General features: G+C 34.6%; 13 protein-coding genes and 3 pseudogenes. 9 read left to right on the forward strand and 7 right to left on the reverse strand.

Annotated features, from left to right (window positions below; genetic code table 11):
• Position 1 precedes the first annotated feature (1 nt).
• The 4 genes from ACJZL3_RS04710 to ACJZL3_RS04725 all read right to left on the reverse strand — a co-directional run bounded on the left by ACJZL3_RS04710 (position 2) and on the right by ACJZL3_RS04725 (position 5,801).
• Positions 2 to 1,795 (reverse strand): reverse transcriptase/maturase family protein, encoded by a 1,794-nt coding sequence (locus tag ACJZL3_RS04710; RefSeq protein WP_253309139.1) that lies wholly within the window; start codon positions 1,793 to 1,795, stop codon positions 2 to 4.
• Between the two features lie 553 nt (positions 1,796 to 2,348).
• Positions 2,349 to 3,599 (reverse strand): group II intron reverse transcriptase/maturase, encoded by a 1,251-nt coding sequence (ltrA, locus tag ACJZL3_RS04715; protein ID WP_419198671.1) that lies wholly within the window; start codon positions 3,597 to 3,599, stop codon positions 2,349 to 2,351.
• A 43-nt stretch (positions 3,600 to 3,642) separates the two neighbouring features.
• The gene (locus ACJZL3_RS04720) at positions 3,643 to 3,765 is read right to left on the reverse strand and encodes a hypothetical protein (RefSeq protein ID WP_419198591.1); all 123 of its coding nucleotides are present in this window, start codon (positions 3,763 to 3,765) and stop codon (positions 3,643 to 3,645) included.
• A gap of 341 nt (positions 3,766 to 4,106) precedes the next feature.
• Positions 4,107 to 5,801, reverse strand: coding sequence for a coiled-coil domain-containing protein (locus ACJZL3_RS04725; RefSeq protein WP_419198672.1), 1,695 nt, complete (start codon positions 5,799 to 5,801; stop codon positions 4,107 to 4,109).
• Positions 5,802 to 6,043: 242 nt separating this feature from the next.
• Between ACJZL3_RS04725 and cifA the strand changes: the two genes are divergently transcribed.
• The 5 genes and pseudogenes from cifA (at position 6,044) to ACJZL3_RS04750 (ending at position 14,563) form a co-directional block, all read left to right on the forward strand.
• The gene (gene cifA, locus ACJZL3_RS04730) at positions 6,044 to 7,468 is read left to right on the forward strand and encodes a cytoplasmic incompatibility factor CifA (RefSeq protein WP_155968735.1); all 1,425 of its coding nucleotides are present in this window, start codon (positions 6,044 to 6,046) and stop codon (positions 7,466 to 7,468) included.
• A 75-nt stretch (positions 7,469 to 7,543) separates the two neighbouring features.
• Positions 7,544 to 11,044, forward strand: a pseudogene (gene cifB / locus ACJZL3_RS04735) (cytoplasmic incompatibility factor CifB).
• 957 nt (positions 11,045 to 12,001) lie between these two features.
• Positions 12,002 to 12,928 carry an ABC transporter substrate binding protein gene (locus tag ACJZL3_RS04740; protein WP_419198674.1) on the forward strand — a complete coding sequence of 309 codons (927 nt, stop codon included), beginning with the start codon at positions 12,002 to 12,004 and terminating at the stop codon, positions 12,926 to 12,928.
• A 6-nt stretch (positions 12,929 to 12,934) separates the two neighbouring features.
• Positions 12,935 to 13,774, forward strand: a complete 840-nt coding sequence (locus ACJZL3_RS04745) for an ABC transporter permease (RefSeq protein ID WP_419198675.1) — start codon at positions 12,935 to 12,937, stop codon at positions 13,772 to 13,774.
• 9 nt (positions 13,775 to 13,783) lie between these two features.
• Positions 13,784 to 14,563 (forward strand): ATP-binding cassette domain-containing protein, encoded by a 780-nt coding sequence (locus tag ACJZL3_RS04750; protein WP_419198676.1) that lies wholly within the window; start codon positions 13,784 to 13,786, stop codon positions 14,561 to 14,563.
• Here ACJZL3_RS04750 and ACJZL3_RS04755 read toward each other — a convergent pair.
• Positions 14,528 to 15,277 (reverse strand): IS5 family transposase, encoded by a 750-nt coding sequence (locus ACJZL3_RS04755; protein ID WP_419198677.1) that lies wholly within the window; start codon positions 15,275 to 15,277, stop codon positions 14,528 to 14,530. The two genes, ACJZL3_RS04750 and ACJZL3_RS04755, sit on opposite strands and share 36 nt — an antisense overlap.
• Positions 15,278 to 15,343: 66 nt before the next feature.
• Between ACJZL3_RS04755 and ACJZL3_RS04760 the strand changes: the two genes are divergently transcribed.
• A complete protein-coding gene (locus tag ACJZL3_RS04760) occupies positions 15,344 to 15,553 on the forward strand; it encodes a hypothetical protein (RefSeq protein ID WP_419198678.1) in 210 nt (69 codons plus the stop codon).
• Here ACJZL3_RS04760 and ACJZL3_RS04765 read toward each other — a convergent pair.
• A complete protein-coding gene (locus ACJZL3_RS04765) occupies positions 15,550 to 16,434 on the reverse strand; it encodes an Rpn family recombination-promoting nuclease/putative transposase (RefSeq protein WP_419198679.1) in 885 nt (294 codons plus the stop codon). The two genes, ACJZL3_RS04760 and ACJZL3_RS04765, sit on opposite strands and share 4 nt — an antisense overlap.
• A gap of 129 nt (positions 16,435 to 16,563) precedes the next feature.
• Between ACJZL3_RS04765 and wmk the strand changes: the two are divergent.
• From wmk to ACJZL3_RS04780, 3 genes and pseudogenes are all read left to right on the forward strand, one after another.
• Positions 16,564 to 17,450, forward strand: a pseudogene (wmk, locus tag ACJZL3_RS04770) (WO male-killing family protein Wmk).
• A gap of 169 nt (positions 17,451 to 17,619) precedes the next feature.
• On the forward strand, positions 17,620 to 18,009 hold the full coding sequence (locus tag ACJZL3_RS04775; protein WP_419198680.1) for a DNA repair protein RadC: 390 nt from the start codon (positions 17,620 to 17,622) through the stop codon (positions 18,007 to 18,009).
• A gap of 31 nt (positions 18,010 to 18,040) precedes the next feature.
• Positions 18,041 to 19,273 (forward strand): annotated as a pseudogene (locus ACJZL3_RS04780) (IS256 family transposase).
• Here ACJZL3_RS04780 and ACJZL3_RS04785 read toward each other — a convergent pair.
• The gene (locus ACJZL3_RS04785; protein WP_419198681.1) at positions 19,214 to 20,953 is read right to left on the reverse strand and encodes a hypothetical protein; all 1,740 of its coding nucleotides are present in this window, start codon (positions 20,951 to 20,953) and stop codon (positions 19,214 to 19,216) included. The pseudogene ACJZL3_RS04780 and the gene ACJZL3_RS04785 overlap by 60 nt on opposite strands.
• Between the last annotated feature and the right edge of the window lie 154 nt (positions 20,954 to 21,107).

The raw sequence follows: 21,107 nt of genomic DNA on the forward strand, positions 1-21,107 counted from the left end.
TCTAACGTTTTAAGGAGTCACCATCATATTTTCCATATTGGATTTTCTTATGGCATTCATGACAAACAACAAGAGTCTTCCTCTGTCGTTCAATCATTCTCTTTTTCCATTTCGGTAGCTCAGTATTACGTTTACCTAGCAAATCAGCAAGTTTACGTACGTGATGTACTTCAATCTGCTCTTGTGATTTACATAATTCACAAGTTTGTGCCAATAGTCTTTGCTCTATTTCACTACGCTTATTCCATATTGGTATAAGGTTATCACTTATACTTACCCATTTATTCCATTTTAGTGACACAGCACCAAAGTGTGTAATTAATGGTATCTTTGATGGTAAACGATCTACTCTGACTTGGATGACTTTTCGTTTTTCACCTTCGTCGTTTTCAATCATTGCACCAAATTTTCTATAAATTTTCCTGCAAGTTGTTTTGTATTTAGATGCTAAAGTCTTTACTAATGATACTTCCATCACATACTTCAAATAACTTAGTGTGTGAAGGTTGTAGGCCATTTTGTAATATTGTACAATTCCTCGATATTCAGTTTGATACTGAGCAACAATACTGTAAGCTGTATCAAGTGTACGTTGAGGTAAATGTATAGGCTTTCCACAACGCATATATTCAGAACACTTTTTCTGCTTTATATGATGTGGTACACGTAACCCAATACTACCGTTAATACATCGTTGTGTCCGATGATCATGTTTATCATCTGCATGCAAGACGTGTATTTTATAACCTAAAAAATTGGCTTTGCTATCACACGCGTGTGTAATAAGCGTTTTATCTTCATTAAGCATAAGTTTGAGCTCCTCATTGAGGAATTTAGCAATCTCATTTTTAATTTGTTCAGCTTCATTTTTTGGTCCTGCAAACCCTACCAGAATATCATCAGCATACCTAACATACCAAAGACGTCGATAATTTAGATCACAAGAATCCTTAGATGGCATACCCTGCACTAATTGACGCAGTTGTTTTGCTTGATCCCAGTTCCCTTGTTTTCTCATCATCGATACTTGCATGGTTAACCTTAAATATTTTGGATTTGTCTTTCTTCGCTTACCTCGGTTATTTGCTGGTATTAGTATATGTTCCACATGTTTATCTAACCGATCGAGTAATATGTTACTCAAAATTGGACCAATAATAGAACCTTGTGGTACCCCACTATGACTCTTATTGTACTTCCAATTTTCCATATATCCTGCTTTTAGCAGTCGATTGATTAGCTGAATAAAACGGTTATCTTGGAAGCTTTCACTCAGTATTTTCAACAACATAGTATGATCAATTGAGTCATAACATGCACTGAGATCTCCCTCTATAAACCATTTTGTACCTCTGCCTTTTTGCATTACTGCTCTTAATGCAGTGTGGCATCCACGCTTTGGTCGAAATCCATGTGAACATTCACTAAATTTAGGCTCATAGTAGGCTTCCAATATTAATCGGATTACTTCTTGAAGTAACTTATTTGACCATGTTGGCAATCCTAACGGCCTGCGTTTACCACTCTTCTTTAAAATATAGATACGTTTTACTGGTGTCCACCGATATCGCTCATAGCGTAAATCCTCTATGATTTTATCGATTTTCTCCAAAGACATACCATCAACTGTTTCAGTTGTCACACCTTCTGTCATAGCACCTTTATTACGACAAAGTTTGCCATACGCTCGAAGGTAAAGATCACGCTGATAAAGTAGGCGATATACGTTTTTAACCGGCAAATTTCTTTGTCCACGTTCACGTATAATGTTAAGTATTGTTTCAGCTTTCCGCATCTTGCGTACCTCCCAATTTCAACATTCAATTATCTGTCACCCTTTGCCCTGTATGTGGCTTTCCCACGCTCCCCGGTGATTCGTTACTTTCACGACTACTACGATGACTCCGTAACCATAGAACTCGCGTTCCTTAGGTCATCCCATGTTCCGTCACTAAGAACTGTTCTAGATCAACTTAGGTTTTCCATTCATCCTCTTAAATAAGTTCACTACTTATCGTTCTACAGCCAGAATGTCACACAAACGAAAGTTTAATCTGTGCTTACCGTAGACATGGGGTTTTAAATGCGATACCCATGGATGTGAAGTCCCACCCCTGAAGATTAGAATTCAAGCAGTTTAGCTTTAACCATATTGATCAGGTGTTGCAAGCCGTTATCTTACACATCTTCAGATAACTCTCGCTTTACATACATGCTCTTGTCCTCCTTCCCTTTCGGGTTAAAGTTAGTTGTTCACCTCGAGGCCATTTATTCTGAACCCCGCTTAGCTCTGCTAAGTATTTCTTAATGCGTACCACGGCGCACCCTCGCGACTCACACAGCTCCCATTATTCAGTCTTTTGACCTAAAGCTAGTGTCCAGTGGTAAAAAGTATTTGTCCCTTCTTTCCTCATTTTTCCTAGAAGTTGCCTCGCTAGTCTTCCATGATTTCGAAGCTTCTTATACTTTCTTCTGACCCACTTTTCTAGGTGCTGCTCTATGTTTCTCAGAGGTTTATATATCTCTTTCCTGTAAAACCTGCCATAGTACTGATACCAGCCTCTGACTATTGGATTTACTGTCTTTGATATTTCCTCTAATGTTTTGTGTGTATTTCGTAGTATTTTCCAGGACCTTATGGTTGTAGTAATATTTTTCTTGGCCTTGTTGCTAATTGCGGGAAGAAATGAAACAAAATGCTTTCCTATTTTATTTCTTGCTAACCTGGGTCTAAATGTGTAACCCAGAAAATCAAAACTTTGTTTAGGAAATTCATTTTTCCTATTGTCATCCTTGCAGTACACAATTTGTGTCTTTGCAGGATGTAATTTTAGCTTATACTCAGCCAGTCTTTCTTCAATTGCTACCCTCATAAATTCCGCCTGTCTACTACTCTTGCAGTGCACTATCGCATCATCTACATACCTCTCAAATGGTATTGTTGGGCACTTTCGTCTCATCCACTCATCAAATACATGATGCATAAATATGTTTGAGATCAGCGGGCTTATTGAACCTCCTTGCGGAACTCCTTTATCCCTAACTACCTTACTTCCATCTGCTTGCTGAATTGGCGCTTTCATCCATCTTTCAACATACAGTATGACCCATTTGCAGTCTGTGTGCCTTTTGATAGCTCGCAATGCCAACTCGTGGTCCAAATTGTCGAAAAATCCTGCTATATCAAGATCTATCGTCCAATCGTACCACCAGCATCTTTTCCTCGCAGTTCCTACCGCATCCAGTGCAGATTTGTTTGGTCTATAACCATATGAATCTTCATGAAACTTCGGGTCTACTAACGGTTCTAGATACATTGTAGCTGCTGTCTGCGCTATCCTGTCCGATACTGAAGGGACACATAAAATTCTTTGTCCCCCTTCTGTACCTTTTGGTATTGCTACAGCTTCTACAGGCTCTGGAAAATAACTTCCAGATGACATTCGATTCCATAGCTTGTACAGATTATCTTTTAGATTTTCTTCAAACTTTGTTATCGTAACCTCATCTACACCAGCAGCACCCTTATTTTTCGATACTTGTTTATAAGCTCTCCAAATAACTTGCTTCGGTATATCAAAAGACTTTGTTTTACTCATTAACTCCTCCCTTTCGGTTGATAAATAATTAAAACTGAATAACTCAGCCCCTTCGCTCCATTTCCATTACAGAAATTTCTTCACTACTACGAGCTGATCCGCCCCTGTTCTTCGCATCGGTACTCTCATCCTTGAAGTTTAGCTTCTTGGATTTCTCCCTTATCATCGAAATGACAGGTTCCCGCAGTTCTACACAATAGCCCAAAATGGATCCGCGCCACCTATATGCCGGACGCCATCTATCCAGTAAACAAGTTTCCGATAGATTTATCCCAGGTTAGGCTAGAACACCTGGTTTTGACATCTTCTATGAAGTTTCGACACTTCATCAGTGGTTCATTTGCATTCGCCTCTCCATTTTACACATGACGCATAATTGCGCCTTTTCCATAACGCTCACTACCATGGCTCTTTACCAAAGCAGCTTATGGCTGTTTGAAGCCTGCTCTTGTAAACCGGCTCCGAGGGACCTACCCTCATCTATTGTGCAGCTTCAACTGATCGCTTCTACGGCACACCTAACCCATTTATTTTTTGCATTAATCGTTGATTGTTCTCATTCAGCCCATTTATAACTTCCTGCATCTTTTCTTTTTTATTAAATAGCAATTCCTTTTCTTCTTTCGCTGCAGCAAGTTTTTCCTTAAGTTCATCATTTTCTGCTAGAAAATCTTTATTCTCTTTTTCAAGTTTATCTACTTTTTTCTCTAACTCTTGAACACTGTTATCTAAGGATTCATTCATCTTTTCCAATCCCTTCAATTTTTGTTCAAGATACATGCTTTTAGAATCACTTTGTGGTAATCTTGTACCAATATCTACGAGAATTTCTCCTACAAAATCCATAAACTTTTTGAAATGTCTCTCATGAACTATCACTTCTTCACTTAGTGTAGTATTACCCAGCTTTTCCACAATTTCTTGGATTTTTTTTAAACTATTGGATAATAGCTCCATTCGTTCAACAATTTTAGTTACTTCACTTACGTTCAATTCATCACTCAGATCTGCATTACTAGTATAATTCTCACCAGTGGTAACTAGGTTAGATGGATTGGCAGGTTTAATCGGGGTACTCGTATCAACAGAAGCTCCAAATGGCATAAACAGTGCACTTCGGCTGCTCTTAATCGATCTACCTAGTGAAGGTATATCACTATTATAAAGTGTTCTATCACCACTAGAGGCAACTTGCTCTTGTCTATAATTTGTAGAAGTTCCTGTTGGACTAGTACCATTTTTCTGATCTTCTCTACTGCTTTCATTCGTAAAGCGCTTCACTCCCATTACCCTCCTAACATTCTCTCCAAGTTCTTCTCTTTCGATTATAATACGAGATTCATTTTTTTCATAGTTAATTTTATCATATAATTGTTCACATTCTTTGTAGGACAATATTGGTTGTAGCGTCTTCTTCTTTACTTCTTCATCGTAGAAAGCTCTCAGCTTATCATTTGATAATATTGCTATAGCTTCTTTTACATCAGGATGCAATTGAGAATGCCCATTTTTGCATGAATGAACACGGTTCAGTAGAAAAATCTTAACAGAGTGTTGCTTGTATTCCATAATTTCCTCTAATGTAATCCCCATAACTTTTTCTTGTGATTCTATGTATCCTAGAGCTTCTTCAAAGTCTTGTCTGTTAGAGGTGAGAGGTTGAGCTTTTTTTAACTTTTTGATCTCACTATCTTTTGGATGCACACCATTAACTTCAATAACAGGGATAACACTTGCAGAGTCAATCGCATTTAACACAATACTACAATCATCTTGATTTTTTAGGAAAGCTTTTAGCTGTTTTTTAAAGTTCAATAAATTACTTAATTTATCTTCATTAGTTTTAGATTTTTTGATTTGATCATAAACGTTTCTGGCTGCTTGGTTATTCTCTTTATCAGTCCTTATTTTACTTTCTAACTTACCAAGGAGTTTGCTCAGTGGTTTTTTAAGTTTCTTATAATCGTTAACAAGCAGTTCTCTTATCCGTCTTTCAAAATCTCCTTTTTCTTTGAATCTCAAAACAGTATATAGATCATCTTCAGCCCTCTGCTGATCGGATTTTGTATTTACAACCATAACCTTACCTAACACTAACAGATACTGCTGAACAGAACTTAAGGGCGAAGTTAAAACACACTTAGTTAAAGTCATAAGCACTTCTCCAATTAATCTTACTAATATTCTTCTGGAAAACAACATATCTACTGACCTTATTCTTGGGAATATAAATAGAAAAAGTGCATCACCTATAGTCTCCAGAAAACCTGGTGTTAGCTGTCAAATTAAGATTTCTAGAAAATACTCAATAATTCCAGACAGATTTCTCTAGGCCTGACCAGAACGTTTGGGTATCAAATAGGTCTTTCTGGAGTAATTAGGTGTTGTAACTTAGTTACAAATTTAGTACCATAGCGTTGTTTTCATGATATAGGGAGGTTTAAATGCCAATAGAAACAAAACGTCAGGCTGAAGTGCTTAAAAAGCTACAAGATGTGATAAAACATACAGATCGTGACATTGCGGCTGGAAGAAAGTTAGCTATTAAAAGGTGGGTCGAGACCTATATAGAGTATATCAAACTTTTTAAGGATGATAAGCTGGAATTCTTATATAATGTTTTTCGAGATGAAGGTTGTTGGTTAGGTACAAGGTTAAATAATACTGTTTTAGGTCAGAAATTGACTGAAGAGAAAATAGGAGAAATCGATAACCCACTACCAAGGTATGGTATGGCATCTAGGTACTGTATAACGGGCAAGATAGGTGATTTTTTCAACAAACAGTTTGTACTCTCTAGAGGTCAATTTACTTCAGAAGAGGTAGATAGTCAAGGTAATCCGATCAGTGATCAATATGTAAGAAACATTCTGCTATCATCCATGAAGAGAAATGGTCCTGTGTTTGATTTCTGGATCGATAGAGAATCTGGGGAATTAAAGAAGTATGATGCAGTAGAAGGTTTTGACAGTGCTGTAAAACTTAAGTGGAGCGAAGGGGTAGAGTATTTTTATAATCAGTTAGAGGAAAAAGATAAGGAGAAGAAGCTTACAGAAGCTATTGTTGCTCTTTCTCGTCCTCAATCTGTTGAGAAAGACGCTCCTATTTTAGATTTTTGTGTAAGGAATATAGGCGATAAAGATACTCTTTTACAGAAATTATTGCAGAAAGATAAGGGAGTATATTCCCTTCTTGCTGAATTAATAGAGTCATGTTTTTTTGATACGGTTCATGATTTGGTACAGTGCTGGTGTTATAAAGGCGTTTCAGCAGGAGGAGACTGTTCGGACAAGATATTCTCACAGCAAGACTATGAACTTTTTCTTTATTCACTTTCAAATGTGATGTTGAAAAATCCTGAGTTAAGTGTTCAAGCTAGATCCCTTATTATGGAGATTTGGAAATGTGAACGCTTTGCTGAATACAGAGAGACCTCTGTTAATACTTCTAATTATACAGTTCCTATAAAGAGTGTACTTGGGGGATTAATCATTAATTGGAAACGAGAAGATGTTTGTAAGCCCGATAGGGAAATAGAGAAAGAAGAAATATTAGATATGATTTCATTTGCCAAAGGTTGCTTTCCTGAAAAGTTTGACCTTTTTAAAGAAGTCATGATAGAAAATCTTAGAATATGTGGTAGGGAAGGAAAGAGGAAAGGTGTAGATTACGGCAAGTTTGCAGAAGAGTTATTTCTTCAGTTAGAGAAAGTAACTTTACCTTCTGTAGGTGATGGTCCTTGGAATAATTTGCGGTCTCAATCTAAGGTATCTTTGCCACTTGATGGTTCTGGTGATGGCCCACAGTCTGAGTTTGAAGCTCCTAGTGTGAGTGGTATTTCTGGTTCTCATAAGAAAAGAAGAATCTAGTCTACTCATTAATGTGAGTGGTTTTTCTGGTCTTAGCAAATAGAGAGGTGCTTTGTGTCTTTAATAAGAAGTTTAGTGGATGGAGATCTTGATGGTTTTAGACAAGAGTTTGAATCCTTTTTAGATCAATGTCCATTTTTCTTGTATCATGTAAGTACAGGACGTTTCCTTCCTGTATTCTTTTTCAGTATGTTTGCTACTGCTCATGATGCTAATATCTTAAAAGCAAATGAGAGAGTGTATTTTCGTTTTGATAATCATGGTATTGATACAGGTGGTAGAAATAGAAATACAGGGAACCTAAAAGTCGCTGTTTATCGTGACGGACAGCAAGTTGTCAGATGCTACAGTATTTCTGATCGTCTTAATAGTGATGGGTTAAGGTTCAGTACAAGGGAAAGAAATGCTCTAGTGCGAGAGATTAGAGGGCAAAATCCAAATTTAAGGGAAGAAGACCTAAATTTTGAGCAATACAAAGTATGCATGCATGGAAAGGGCAAGAGTCAGGGAGAGGCGATTGCAACAGTATTCGAGGTGATTCGTGAAAAAGATTCTCAAGGTAGAGATAGATTTGCTAAATATTCAGCGTCTGAGATTAGCCTTCTTAGGCATATAGAACGCAATAGGCTTAATGGGATTAATGCGCCTGCGCCACGCAGTTTGTTGACAGTTAAGGAAATAGGAAGTATACGACTCAATCAAGATCAGAGAGTACAGCTTGGTCATTTGGTCAATTTTGTGCAAGTTGCACCGGGTCAGCAAGGGATTTTCAGTTTTATGGAAGTGCTAGCAAGTAACCAAAGAATAAATATAGAACGTGGAATAAATGAAGGAATTTTGCCATACATAACTCGAATCTATCGTAGTTACCTAGGCAGCCTACAAAATGACATTCAAAATCGCAGTCAAAAGTTTGAGAGTCACGGATTTTTCTTAGGTTTGTTGGCAAATTTTATTCATCTCTACACAATAGATATTGACCTTGACTTGTCTCCTGGAAATTCATATGTTGCTTTTCTTATATGTCATCAGGCAGAGAGAGAAAACATTCCTATCGTTATTAATGTTACTAGATGGAGGACATCGTCTGATATTGCATTAAACCGCGCTAGAGCTGATGCTAAAAGATTACATGCTTCTTCATTTATATCTATTCACACTGAATCAAGAAATGCTGTTTGTATTGGATTAAATTTTAATCTGAATATAGATCCTTTTAGTATTGATACAGTAGAGTTTTTAGAGAATAGATTTCCTTTGGTACAAAGATTATTTGAGTGTTTGGAGGATGAAGGAATTAGAGAAAATATTAGAGATTTCTTGCTTCAACATCTTCCTAACGAAATACCAAGAAATGCAGAGAATTATAACAGAATATTTGATTGCATAACTGGTTTTGCTTTTGGGAATAGTATTTTAGAAGAGTTCAGATTAGTAAACGCAGTTCAACAACGTGTAAGAAAGTATATATTTAGATATGGTGATGAGAATCATGCTTTAACCATGGTCTTCCATACTCAAGGTTCTGATATAGTTATACTTCATATTAGAGATAACAACGCTGTACAACAAGGAGCCATCAATTTACAAGATCTTAATGTTGACGGAAATAATGTTCATGTACGGGAAGTTTCATGCACACTTAATAATCAACTTGGCCTTAATATTCATACAGATAACCTTGGTTTATATCACAATTACCAAAATAATAATGCAAATAATTTTCTTGGTGGTAATCTTGTGCAAGTGCCTAATGCTGGAAATGTGCATAATGCTTTAAATTAAGTTATGAATGATGGCTGGCAAGATAGATTTCAGCATCAAGAATTATTTAGAAACATTTCTGCAGTATTAATGCCAGAAGATACGCATGGCAATATGATAATAGATGTAAATAGCAAAGATAAGTTTCGCTCTATACTACATGGTACATTTTATGCTAGTGATAATCCTTATAAAGTGCTTGCTATGTATAAAGTTGGTCAAACATATAGTTTAAAAAGGTGGCAGGAAGAAGAAGGAGAAAGGGTAATACTTACAAGAGTTACAGAACAGAGACTAGGTCTTCTATTATTAAGACAACCTACAGCAGATACTCACCCAATTGGATATGTATTAGGATTTGCTGATAATGCAGAAGAAGTAGAACAGGAGCAAGACGAGGCAAGGTACAAAATAACAGAATTGATGAGCAAACAAAGGGGATATTTGCCTATTACTTCTGGAAATGAGGTGGTTTTGTCTTATGCTGTATTTAATAGAGGTGCACAGAGAGCAGAAGACTTTATATCTCTTCCACAACAAGCAGTGTATGTACATAGACTTGATCGTCGTGGTCATGACTCAAGACCAGAAGTATTAGTGGGACCTGAAAGTGTTATTGATGAAAATCCACCAGAAAATCTATTGTCAGATCAAACTCGTGAAAATTTCAGGCGCTTTTACATGGAAAAAAGACCAGGACAGAACTCGATTTTTTTGCTTGATATAGATGATAATCTGCACGTTCCATTTAGTTACTTGCAAGGTACTAGAGCACAGGCAATAGAAACATTAAGGTCAAGAATAAGGGGAGGTGGTACTTCTACAGCACAAGGAATATTACAACAAATAAACACTATCCTTCGTAGAAACAACGCTCGTGAAATAGAAGATGTGCATAATCTACTTGCACTAGACTTTGCAACAGAAAATCAAAATTTCCGTTATTGGCTACAAACTCATGACATGTTTTTCGCTGCACGACAATATACTTTCCATGATGATCGATCTAATCCAACTAATGATCGTCATGATTTTGCAATAACTTCAGTAGGAGTCGATGGAAATCAAAATGATCCAACAGGTAGGGACTTATTAAGTAGTAACATAGATAACTTTAAACAAAAAGTAGATTCGGGTGAAAAAGATAGATTAACTGCTATTATTAATGTAGGTAATCGTCATTGGGTTACATTAGTTATTGTCCACCAAAATGGAAATTATTATGGGTATTATGCTGATTCACTTGGTCCAGATAGTCGTATTGACAATAATATTCGAGGAGCTTTAAGAGAATGTGATATTAGCGATGATAATGTCCATGATGTTTCCGTTCATCAGCAAACAGATGGCCATAATTGTGGCATATGGGCATACGAAAATGCTAGGGATATTAACCAAGCTATTGATCAAGCTTTACAGGGAAATAGTAACTTTGGAGAGAAAGGTGAAGGTATTATAGGTTATATACGTGGTCTTCTTAGTGCAGGAATTGGAAATGACACTAGACAACCTCAAAGAAATGAACAATACTTTAGAAATCGGAGAAGAAATATTTCACAATTATTCCAAAATGATTCTCTATCTTCTCCTAGGGGTAGATTGATTCAAGGTCGTCCAGGAATTCAACATGAAATTGATCCATTACTATTACAATTTTTAGAACTCCAATATCCACAGCGTGGAGGTGGGGGAACATTGCAATTAGGCGGAGAAAGAGTGATATCAATTGATTTTGGTCCGCAATCTGTATTGGATGAAATTGATGGAGTGAATAGAGTTTATGATCATAGCAATGGTAGAGGCAGTAGGTAGAGGTTAATAGGTGAATGAAGTATTTCTTTACTCCATATTTACGCGTTGGTTGTAATGGGTCTTTTAATTTATTTCTGCATATTTTTTTGGGGGGTTGTTTATTAACAATAATATAGAAGATATTAATAAAGCTTTTGTCCGTAAAGCACATTCATGAGAGCGATATTTTCTTAAAATCAGCTAGCTTTAGATGCTGAAGTTGTGTACCGTTTAGAATAACTTCCTTAATTTTGGATATAAAATAATTTAAACGTAAGATCCACTGTAAAAGATAAGATTTAATTTGGAAGAAAAATTGATGTGATTAGAACTTGACCTTACATAGTATAGGAATATTTTTTATAAAAAGAACAATATCCATTTGAAATGTAAAATTATCATAAATTTTTCTTTTTGTTCTCAAATGAATTACTATTAATTTAGTATTATATATTGCTAATAACTTAAATAATCCAACCATTTCCAGCAACAAAAACCGCTACCCGTGAGAACATTTTTCTTTGGGATGGGATGGTCTACCATGTGTACCATACGAACTTTTTTATATGGTAATTTCACTGTAAGCTAAAACCAGCTATATTGGATCACTTTCGCTAAATCTACGTACAAACTGGTTTGCCTAATTTTGTTGTAACAATTTCAAGCTTTTATTTTTACAACCCTATTTTTACGCAACGCGTTCCCGTAAATATATGTACTATTTTTGTGTTTTTGGGGAAAGTAAATAATTAAATCCTTTACGACGCTAATTCGCAGTATGTTTCTAATGCTATTTTCACTGCTTCAAATATAATTGACATTATATTTAAAACATATTAGACTTAGTTATATAATAATAGAATTTATATATATGATATCTGTAGAAATTAATAATTTAAATCAAGGATGGCGTTGGCGTAAATAATTTTACATCAATTTTAGGCTTTATTTGAATTGTAGTTTTTATATGGTATCACGATGTTGTTTTCCGTCATTTTTAAAGCTTTCTATTATAAGAAGTATCTTTTAGCGTTTCTATCTGTCCTGTTTTTTACTGTTGCAGTTTATGCTAATCATAAAAATATTGGTATTATTGTACCTCTTGAACATGAAGCAATGACTCAGATTGTTAATGGAATTAAAGAATCGTTGCAAGACCAGAGTGTTAAAATTACAGTTAAAAATGCTCATGGGGATCCTAATGTTTTACTCACAATAATTAAGCAAATGCAGCAGCAAGACATACTCATGCCTATTGGTTCTTCTACCTCTCTAATGACTATTTCTCATATAAAAAATAAACCTATCGTTTGTGTAGCTGCAGCAATAAATAACAAAAATCATCCCTCGGTGACCGGGGTTAATGATGAAATATCGATAATAAAGTTAGTTGATAAACTACCATCGTTGTATGATATAACATTATTATATAGTAGTAGTGAAAAAGTAGCACCTGCAGTAAAAGAATTAAAATTATATGCAGAAAAAAATAATATTGTTCTCCATAAAATGATGATAAATAACTTGACTGATCTCCCGCTAGCGGTAAAAAATAGCCCTAAAAATACGCAAGCTTTTCTAATCTTAAAGGATCATTTACTAGCAAGTGGCATAAATATCTTAAAACAAGAAGCGGATAATAGATCAATTCCTATAATTGCTTCAGATGAAGGGTCAGTAATTGACGGTGCAACTATAGCAATAGGGGTACGAGAAAAGGAAATTGGAGTTAATAGTGGATTAATTGCCAAAGATGTTTTAAACGGCATTCTCCCTAAAAATATTCCTTTTAAGCTTATGGATAGTTTAATGCTCTTTATTAATTCTAAATCATTTTCTAGACAAAAGATTCTAACTAAACTTGAAGTATCTTCTTTACCATTTCAGCGTATAGAAATTGAGTAACAAATAATGGACATACTATTTATAGCGTTAGAACAGTCCTTTTTAATACTACCTCTTATTTTGGGGATGTATATAAGTTATGAAATTATGAAAATTACAGATTTAACTGTTGATGGTACTTATGTTTTAGGGGCCGGTATATTTGCCCGTACCATTGATTTTGGGCTATTTCCAGCATTAATATTTAGTATGCTTGCAGGTATGATAGTTGGAAGCATAGTTAGTTTTATGCAAAAAAATGACCGTATTGATAGTTTAATAGCCGGAATACTTGCAAGCTTTATGCTATACTCGGTTAATCTGCGAATACTTAGACGCCATAATATATCAATATTAGGAACGCCAACGATCTTATCATTATTTAATTTAGAAAATTGGTTGATTCCACTAACTATAATCAATTGTATTATCATTATATCACTAGTATTTTTACTAAATGGAAGGTTAGGATTATTACTTCGAGCATTTGGCTATAATAAAAATTTATTGGGTATTTTAGGGAAAAGACCGGAAGTTTATCGAACTATAGGTCTTGCATTAAGTAATGGATTCGCGGCTCTAACAGGTGCGCTTGCTGCTCAAGTAAATGGATTTGCGGATATTAATATGGGAATAGGACTTGCGCTTACTAGTGTTGGAGCTATTGTCATTGGATTACATATTTTTAGAGGTAATCCTCAGTATTTTCATATTTTTATGCAAGTAATTGCATGTTTTGTCGGAATATTTTTTTACTTTGTAAGCCTTAGCAGCATATTGCATATAGGAATTGATCCTGTAAATTTGAAGCTTGTTTTAGGGGTAATATTATTTATATCCTTGCAACGCAATAGGAATTATAGATAAAGAAAAAATATGGAATCTTATTTATATGCTAAAGAAATTGAGTTTAAAGTAACGAACCGTGATAAACCAATAATTTATGATACTACCCTTAATATTGACAAAGGTGAATTTGTAGTGTTACTTGGGGCCAATGGAAGCGGTAAATCTACCTTAGCTAAAATACTAGCCGGCTATCTTGCACCAACGAAAGGAGAAGTATTTTTAAATCAATTACCTATTGATAAAATCTTACCTATCCAAAAGGCTTTTATGGTTGTTACTTTAACCCAAAAAGCTGAAGATAGATTATTTACTGAATTAACTCTGGAAGAAAATATTCTTCTATGGGAAAGTAGGTTCCCAAAGAATGAGCGTTTTACAAGTAAAGAAGTAATTTCTAAAACCTATGCCCCTAAAAAATTTTTATCTCTTTTAAATCAACCGATAAATAATTTTTCTGTAGGAGAGAAACAAGCTATTTTATTAGCCCTTGCAATTAGTCATCCACCTCAAATTTTATTTCTGGATGAACATACAGCAAGTTTAGACCCGAAAGCTTCTAAAGAAATTATTGCGATAACAGCTAAAGTAATAGAAGAACATAACATCACTTCAGTAATGATAACTCATAATTTAGAGGATGCTGTAAATTATGGCAAAAGGATTATAGTATTGGATAATGGGCGAATAGTAATAGATAAAGTAAAATCTTTTAATTTTCACTTAAAAGAGTTAAAAGAAATTTTGAACTCTCTAGGCTCTGTGAACAAAATTTTAGAGAAGCCATATGAGAGAACCAACGAAGTTTAAAAAACCCATAAAAACCTCAGCAGTCTTGTCGAATCGAGAAAAAATCCGTCTAAAGTTCTTGATTTTTCCAAAGAAGCATTCAATCAAATGCCGCTCTTTATAAAGATGTTTGTCGTAGTTTCTCTGCACTTTTCGATTCCTCTTTGGTGGAATCACAGCTTTACATTTTCTGTTCTCAAGGCTGGCTACAAAAGAATTGCTGTCATATCCCTTATCAGCTACTACAATGGAGTTAACGATATTTTCAGTCAGCGTTTCAGCTTGTGTAATTTCGTTTCTCTGACCTGGTGTGAGAACAAATTTCAGTGGATTACCAAGTGCATCAACAGTAGCATGAATCTTGGTTGTGAAGCCACCTTTGCTGCGTCCTAAAGCTTCTTGATTCGCAGAGTTTTTCTTATATCCAGCAGAACAGGCATTAGCTCTTACGATTGTTCCGTCGATTATGTGCACTTCCAAATCTGGCTCTTGTGTATATTTAAGCAACTTTTCCCAAACTCTCTTTTCACACCACCTTTTAAATCGCCTGTGTATACTCCTGTAATTTCCATATATTTTAGGCAAAAGCCTCAACTGGCAGCCACTTTTGGCCATGTACCACACTGCTTCCACAAATATTCTCAATTTCTCTTCGCTCTTGCTGTGTATTCCTTTCACGCTTTTCAAAAAACTAAAAATTTGTTTCCAATTTCTTTCTTTTATATAATATTTCATTCGGTAGTTTCTCTATTCTAGCTAAGTTAAACTACCAGTTCTTACTACATTTTTCCTTATTTTTTCATGACGAAATTTTGTTCACAGAGCCTAGAAATAGCTCAGAAAAAATTAGATAAAGACCAAGAAAGTGCGGATCTAAAGGAGATTGTAAATTTACTTGATGATAAAATAAATAGTCATGTTGAAACTAATGATGAAATAGATGATAACCCTGAAACTTGTTTCAGTGATGCAACAATAGATAATCAACTAGCAAGATCACCTAACTTTTAGGTTATTTCTTCCTGAAGTTGTTTGATTTCATCTTGAGAGAGGTCAGTGATTTCAGAGATAACATCAATAGAGATACCGGCCTTGAGTGAGTTTTTTGCAAATTCAATTTTACCTTTTTGATGGCCGATTTGGATGCCTTCATGTTTAGCATTATCGAGTTTTTGAGCAAGGACAGCCTGTTCATCACGAATACGCTTTATCTCTTGTTCATAGGCTATAAATTCTTTTTCTGACCAGTTGAACCTATTTAGTTCTTCATATGCTCTTTTAATTATTAGATCACTTCCTATTATTTTTTCTAGCTCTTCTTCACTAGTTTCATCTGCATATCTAAAGAAGTAGACCCATTTTTCAACTATACTTGAAAGCTGATCTTCTTTGGTTTTTGGAAATTTAGGCAACTCAATAAATATAAAGTAAAAATCTTTTAGATCATGTTCATTAGTATCTTCATCGCGAATGGTATGCTTTGACTTATACTCAGACTTATCAGGAAATAAAATACAATCTGCTATAGCAATAAAGATAATTTCCTTAAGGTCATGATATTGATCACCTTTATCAGCCTGTCTTGAGTAAGCTTTAGCAGCATAATATTGGGCACGTTTTTCGAAGCCTTTGGTTTTAGCGACCTGCATTTCAATAATCCATTGCACCCCCGTGGAATCTCTACATAATACATCAACAATGCTTTGCTTTTTAGAGGCAATATCAGGGTCTTGAATAGTACTTAAAAACTCTATATCCTTTATTTCATTTTTGCCAGTAAAACCCAGAATATCATTGAGAAAGTGAATGAGGATGTCTTTATTCTTTTCAGTACCAAAGATACGACGAAACGCAACATCATTTTTTGGATCGAGAAACTTAGAAAGAGCCATGAGAAAGTAAGATAAAAAGCATTAATAATTATACACAATTGTGAAGAAATATTCAACTAAAATTCAAACATAGAAAGAAGCATCCCTTTTGTATATCTTTATTTGGTAGTATTAAACTGTATAATATTTATGGCAAATATCTCTATAAGGTATCAGATAGAACAAAAAGTAAGGAGCTGGAGGTTAAAGCGAGGTTATACTCAAAAAGATTTAGCGGGAAAAATTGGTGTAACGTATCAAATAGTACTACAATATGAAAAAGGAACACGTAAAATTTCGATTGAAAAATTGTATGCTATAGCAGAGATATTGTCGATTGGTATTGTAGACCTAATTCCTGTATTAAATGAAAAAATCTGTTTTGAAGGTGAGGGAGAGAAAATATTAAATCTAGTAAGAAAATATAAAACGATTAATGATCAGGAATTACGTAGAATGTTTTGTTTACTAACCAAATTTATTCAAGTTAGTGAAAAAAGTAGTAAAAAAGCAGAGAAAGTAAAAATTGCAAAGGGTCTGGTTAAAGCAGGAGTTTCTGTTGATACTGTTTCAAAAACAATTGGTCTGTCTGCTGATGAATGTGTTGAAGAAAAAGGAGGTTCTATTTACTGCCAAATAGGAAAGAAGATAAAAGAATGGAAGAGAGTATACTCAAAAGGATTTGGCTGAGAAAATGGATACAACACGTGATGAACTATGAGCAAGGACGTGTGACCATTCCACTGGAAAAATTATATGCAATAGCAGAAACATTATCAATTAGCATTACAGATCTGCTCATAGAGGAAGATGAGATAGTAGAAAGTGAGCTACCTGATTTAATAAAAGAATACAAAAAAATTGAGAGTCAAGAATTACGCTATGCGCTAATAAAATCTCTGTTTGAAAGCATACAAATTTGCGAAGAAAAAGTGAAAAGAGCAGAAAAGATAAAGGATTTAGTGAAAGGAGGAATTTCTACCGATATTATTTTGCAAATAACAGGCCTCTCTTTAGGCAAAATTCAACAAGTTTAAAATAAAAAATCACCATATATTAATATCTTTACCTCTTGATGAAAAAATAAGTAAAAAAGATTGAAAAATTGATTTGACTTCACTCGGAAGCTATGGCTTTATGCCAATGCTGATAAAAAAACAGCAGTAAATAATTAAAAAAGTTTGTTGTTAGTGAAGGGTAAATTATATGAATAAAAGTAAAGAGGAAATAGAGTTCAGAATATTAGAAAGCAAAGGCAAAGCATTACTTGATCGTGAAATAATGGAAACGTTTCTAAGTGCAGTACATGAAAGGCCACAAGCTCAAGAAATTGCTAAAAATCTGGTGAACACTTATACGGGAGTAGGAAGGATTTTAGGTAGAGAAATGGATGACCTGAAAGTTATAGAAGGAGTGACTGATTCTGCAGTAGCAATGATTATGTGCGTTAAGGAAACACTAGAAAGGGCACTGAGAGAAAAGCTCAAGAGTGAGCCAATAATGGACTTACAAGGGCTAGTAGAGTACTTAAACGTAAGTATAGGCCACTCAGAAAGGGGAATGTTCAAAGAAGTGTGTCAAACTGAAAAAAAGTAATAAATTGATATAAAAAAATGGAGGTTTGACAATGAGTCAAGTAAACAGAACTAACGGATTGGTAGATTATAAAGAGTTGGAAACAAATATCCTGTCGTCTATACGAGAAGGAAGACCGTTGACAGGAAAGGAGGGAGCATTAACACCATTTATAAAAAAGCTGCTGGAGGCGAGTCTAGAAGGTGAAATAGAAAACCATTTATTAGCTGAAAGTGAAGAAAATAATCGCAGAAATGGGAGGAATGGAAAGACTTTACGTACAAGTGCAGGTTCATTTGAGCTGTTAACGCCAAGAGATAGAGAAGGAAGTTTTGAGCCGTAAATAATCAAAAAAAGGCAAACAAGCTTACATCCAGAGCTTGAAACGAAGATTTTGAGAACATTTGCCAGTGGTATGAGCTATAGAGATATAGCGTCACACGTTGAGGAAATTTATGATCACAAAATATCGGCAGCAGAGATATCAAGTATTACCGACAAATTACTGCCAGTAATCAATGAATGGCGTAGTCGTCCACTGCAATCAGTATACCCGATAGTATTTATGGATGGGATGTTCTTTAAGGTCAAGGAGGATGGACATTGCGTAAGTAAATGTATGTACAATATATTGGGCATAGATCAAAATGGCAGAAAAGAAGTATTAGGTTTTTATTTGGCTGAAAGTGAAGGAGATAACTTTTGGTTGGGAGTGCTAAATAACCTCAAAGAAAGAGGAGTAGAAGATATTCTGATTGCATCTGTAGATGGACTAAAAAGCTTTCCTGCAGCCATCAACAGCGTATTTCCCAGTGCAGAAGTGCAGCTATGTATAGTACACCAAATAAGAAATTCTCTGAAATATGTATCCAGTAAAGATGTGAAAGTTTTCATGAATGATCTGAAAAAAATATATCGTGCTTCAAGTAAAGAAATTGCTGAGAATTATCTGCTTGAGCTGGAAGAAAAATGGGGAGAAAAGTATCCTTTAATTATAAAATCCTGGCAGAACAATTGGGAAAACTTATCCAGTTATTTTAAGTATTCTGGGCCAGTTAGGAAGCTGATTTACACCACTAATCCAATTGAGGGGTTGCATAGACAAATCAGGAAATTTACTAAAACTAAGGGTTCATTTACTAGTACAAATGCCTTGTACAAACAGGTATATTGTGCTATAAAAAAGGTAGAGCAAAAGTGGATTATGGCTCTCCCTAATTGGGCTTTAACTATGTCTCAACTTGATATTTTCTTTCCAGATAGATTTAAAATTGAGTTGAACTAAAAATGCAGTTTGACACACTTCTTTGAACATTCCCTCTAAAAATGCTTCTTTTATTTCTTCCTGAGGAAGTTTTCTTTCTTTTATTACTTTCTGCATAGCAGACGAAAATTCTAATCGCTTTAAAAGTTCTTCTTTTGTTGCTTTATCCTGTGAAAATTGATAAAAACCACACCCTTGCGTATTATTATTTGTAAACAAAAAGTCTTTTAAGATATTACATTCTTCTATATTTATGCTATCAAATTTAAAAGGATAAAAATTTTTAAATCGCCCTCTTTTTAACCTTCTTTCTTCTGTAAGATCTAAGCCTGAATTAGTATAGACAATAAGATATTCTATATTGTTTGATAAACCATCTGACTTAGAGATTAGATGTCTAACAAAACTATCAAAGTGATTATTAATAGAAAAACTTCTTTTCTCTTTAGTAAATAATCTAGTATAATTAATGCTGTTATCTATATAATACTTATCTATATTTTTAATTTGTATATGAATAGACTTCTTTTCATAACGAAGAACAATATTACTAAATTCATCAACTTCAGGATCTTCAAACGCTAATGATAATGAAGGATATTTATATTCATACATAGACTTTCTAAGTGAGCAAAGCACTGACAAGTCTAATTGATACATAAGTCCAATCAAATGATGAGGAATGTACTGCTTAGTTTGAGAAGTATTATCCAATTCGTCCTGTCCAGGTGTATCCTGTAAATCACTAGGAAATTCTGAATCTTCATCATTAGTAACATTTATATCCATGCGTGCCCTTTTTGGTGCCCTATTATCTTTGTCTGTAACGGAACGTCCTCGTTTTCTACCAGTTTCACAATTTTCCTTACTAGGGCTCTTTGAATGACCACTTCGTTTATGTGAGGAATTTTCAATATCTCGTAATGGTATAGAAATATAAGATTGTGAAATATTGTTTAAGTTTGAACCTATCACATTACCATAAACTTCCCCTCTAGAAACTTTTATGCTTCTCTTTATATCTTTTTCAATATTACTAAGAAGTTGTACAAAATGGTTCCTGTAATTCACTATATAAATGATATTATTACCTGTACCCACCTCACCTTTAGTGACATGTACTACATCTATCTCTTCATCTCTCAATTCTATAATCCTAATTTTTACGCTATACTTTTCACATATCATTTTTCCTTCAATTTCAGATCTTCCCCATATAACGTTTTCCAATTTTAGGACTTTTACTTCTGAATCAGAGTTTGCGCCTTCAATGTCTTCTACAGTAAATTCAATACGTGGAATATATTCACAAAGTTTTTCACCTTCTCCTTTTAAAGCATTACCCAACCATGAGCCTTTTTTTGATTGATTAACTTTTTGTGCATATTGCTTACAACTTTCCCGAAAAGACTTTACACTAAATCTTTTACTACTTGTAACCAGACCTTTACCTGTTAGCTCGTTCAATCCTTGAGCTACGGAATCAAAAAAACAATCCCCTTTACCTACAGCAGCTCCTATCTTAAAGCCCTCAGGCAATTCCTCCCTTAATGCCCCTAAAAGTTGATTTAGCTTCTCTTTTTTCTCTTCATCCTTTACACTTTTTATCTGACTAAAAATGGAAATAGGTTCTTTAGTAACAAACCTTTCTAGAGCAGTACCATCAGATGATAGATCTGCTACTTCATTTAATCCAAACATATCAGACCCACTATATTAAACTTATAGCATATATAGCAGCAAAAATTATTAAAGCAAGTTACTTTTTTATAGCTAACAACATCACTTTAGTTAGTATATATTTTCATATTTTTTATCATTAAATCAACAATATGATTTTACCTTTACATAATTA

Origin of the sequence: Wolbachia endosymbiont of Rhagoletis cingulata, assembly GCF_048537655.1 — a bacterium.
Taxonomy (GTDB): Bacteria; Pseudomonadota; Alphaproteobacteria; order Rickettsiales; family Anaplasmataceae; genus Wolbachia; species Wolbachia pipientis.

What these genes read in the sequence shown, in the direction of transcription:
- ACJZL3_RS04710 (WP_253309139.1), bottom strand. Translation starts at nt 1,795, where the DNA reads ATGCGGAAAGCTGAAACAATACTTAACATTATACGTGAACGTGGACAA.
- ltrA (WP_419198671.1), bottom strand. Translation starts at nt 3,599, where the DNA reads ATGAGTAAAACAAAGTCTTTTGATATACCGAAGCAAGTTATTTGGAGA.
- ACJZL3_RS04720 (WP_419198591.1), bottom strand. Translation starts at nt 3,765, where the DNA reads ATGATAAGGGAGAAATCCAAGAAGCTAAACTTCAAGGATGAGAGTACC.
- ACJZL3_RS04725 (WP_419198672.1), bottom strand. Translation starts at nt 5,801, where the DNA reads ATGTTGTTTTCCAGAAGAATATTAGTAAGATTAATTGGAGAAGTGCTT.
- cifA (WP_155968735.1), top strand. Translation starts at nt 6,044, where the DNA reads ATGCCAATAGAAACAAAACGTCAGGCTGAAGTGCTTAAAAAGCTACAA.
- ACJZL3_RS04740 (WP_419198674.1), top strand. Translation starts at nt 12,002, where the DNA reads ATGTTGTTTTCCGTCATTTTTAAAGCTTTCTATTATAAGAAGTATCTT.
- ACJZL3_RS04745 (WP_419198675.1), top strand. Translation starts at nt 12,935, where the DNA reads ATGGACATACTATTTATAGCGTTAGAACAGTCCTTTTTAATACTACCT.
- ACJZL3_RS04750 (WP_419198676.1), top strand. Translation starts at nt 13,784, where the DNA reads ATGGAATCTTATTTATATGCTAAAGAAATTGAGTTTAAAGTAACGAAC.
- ACJZL3_RS04755 (WP_419198677.1), bottom strand. Translation starts at nt 15,277, where the DNA reads ATGAAATATTATATAAAAGAAAGAAATTGGAAACAAATTTTTAGTTTT.
- ACJZL3_RS04760 (WP_419198678.1), top strand. Translation starts at nt 15,344, where the DNA reads ATGACGAAATTTTGTTCACAGAGCCTAGAAATAGCTCAGAAAAAATTA.
- ACJZL3_RS04765 (WP_419198679.1), bottom strand. Translation starts at nt 16,434, where the DNA reads ATGGCTCTTTCTAAGTTTCTCGATCCAAAAAATGATGTTGCGTTTCGT.
- ACJZL3_RS04775 (WP_419198680.1), top strand. Translation starts at nt 17,620, where the DNA reads ATGAATAAAAGTAAAGAGGAAATAGAGTTCAGAATATTAGAAAGCAAA.
- ACJZL3_RS04785 (WP_419198681.1), bottom strand. Translation starts at nt 20,953, where the DNA reads ATGTTTGGATTAAATGAAGTAGCAGATCTATCATCTGATGGTACTGCT.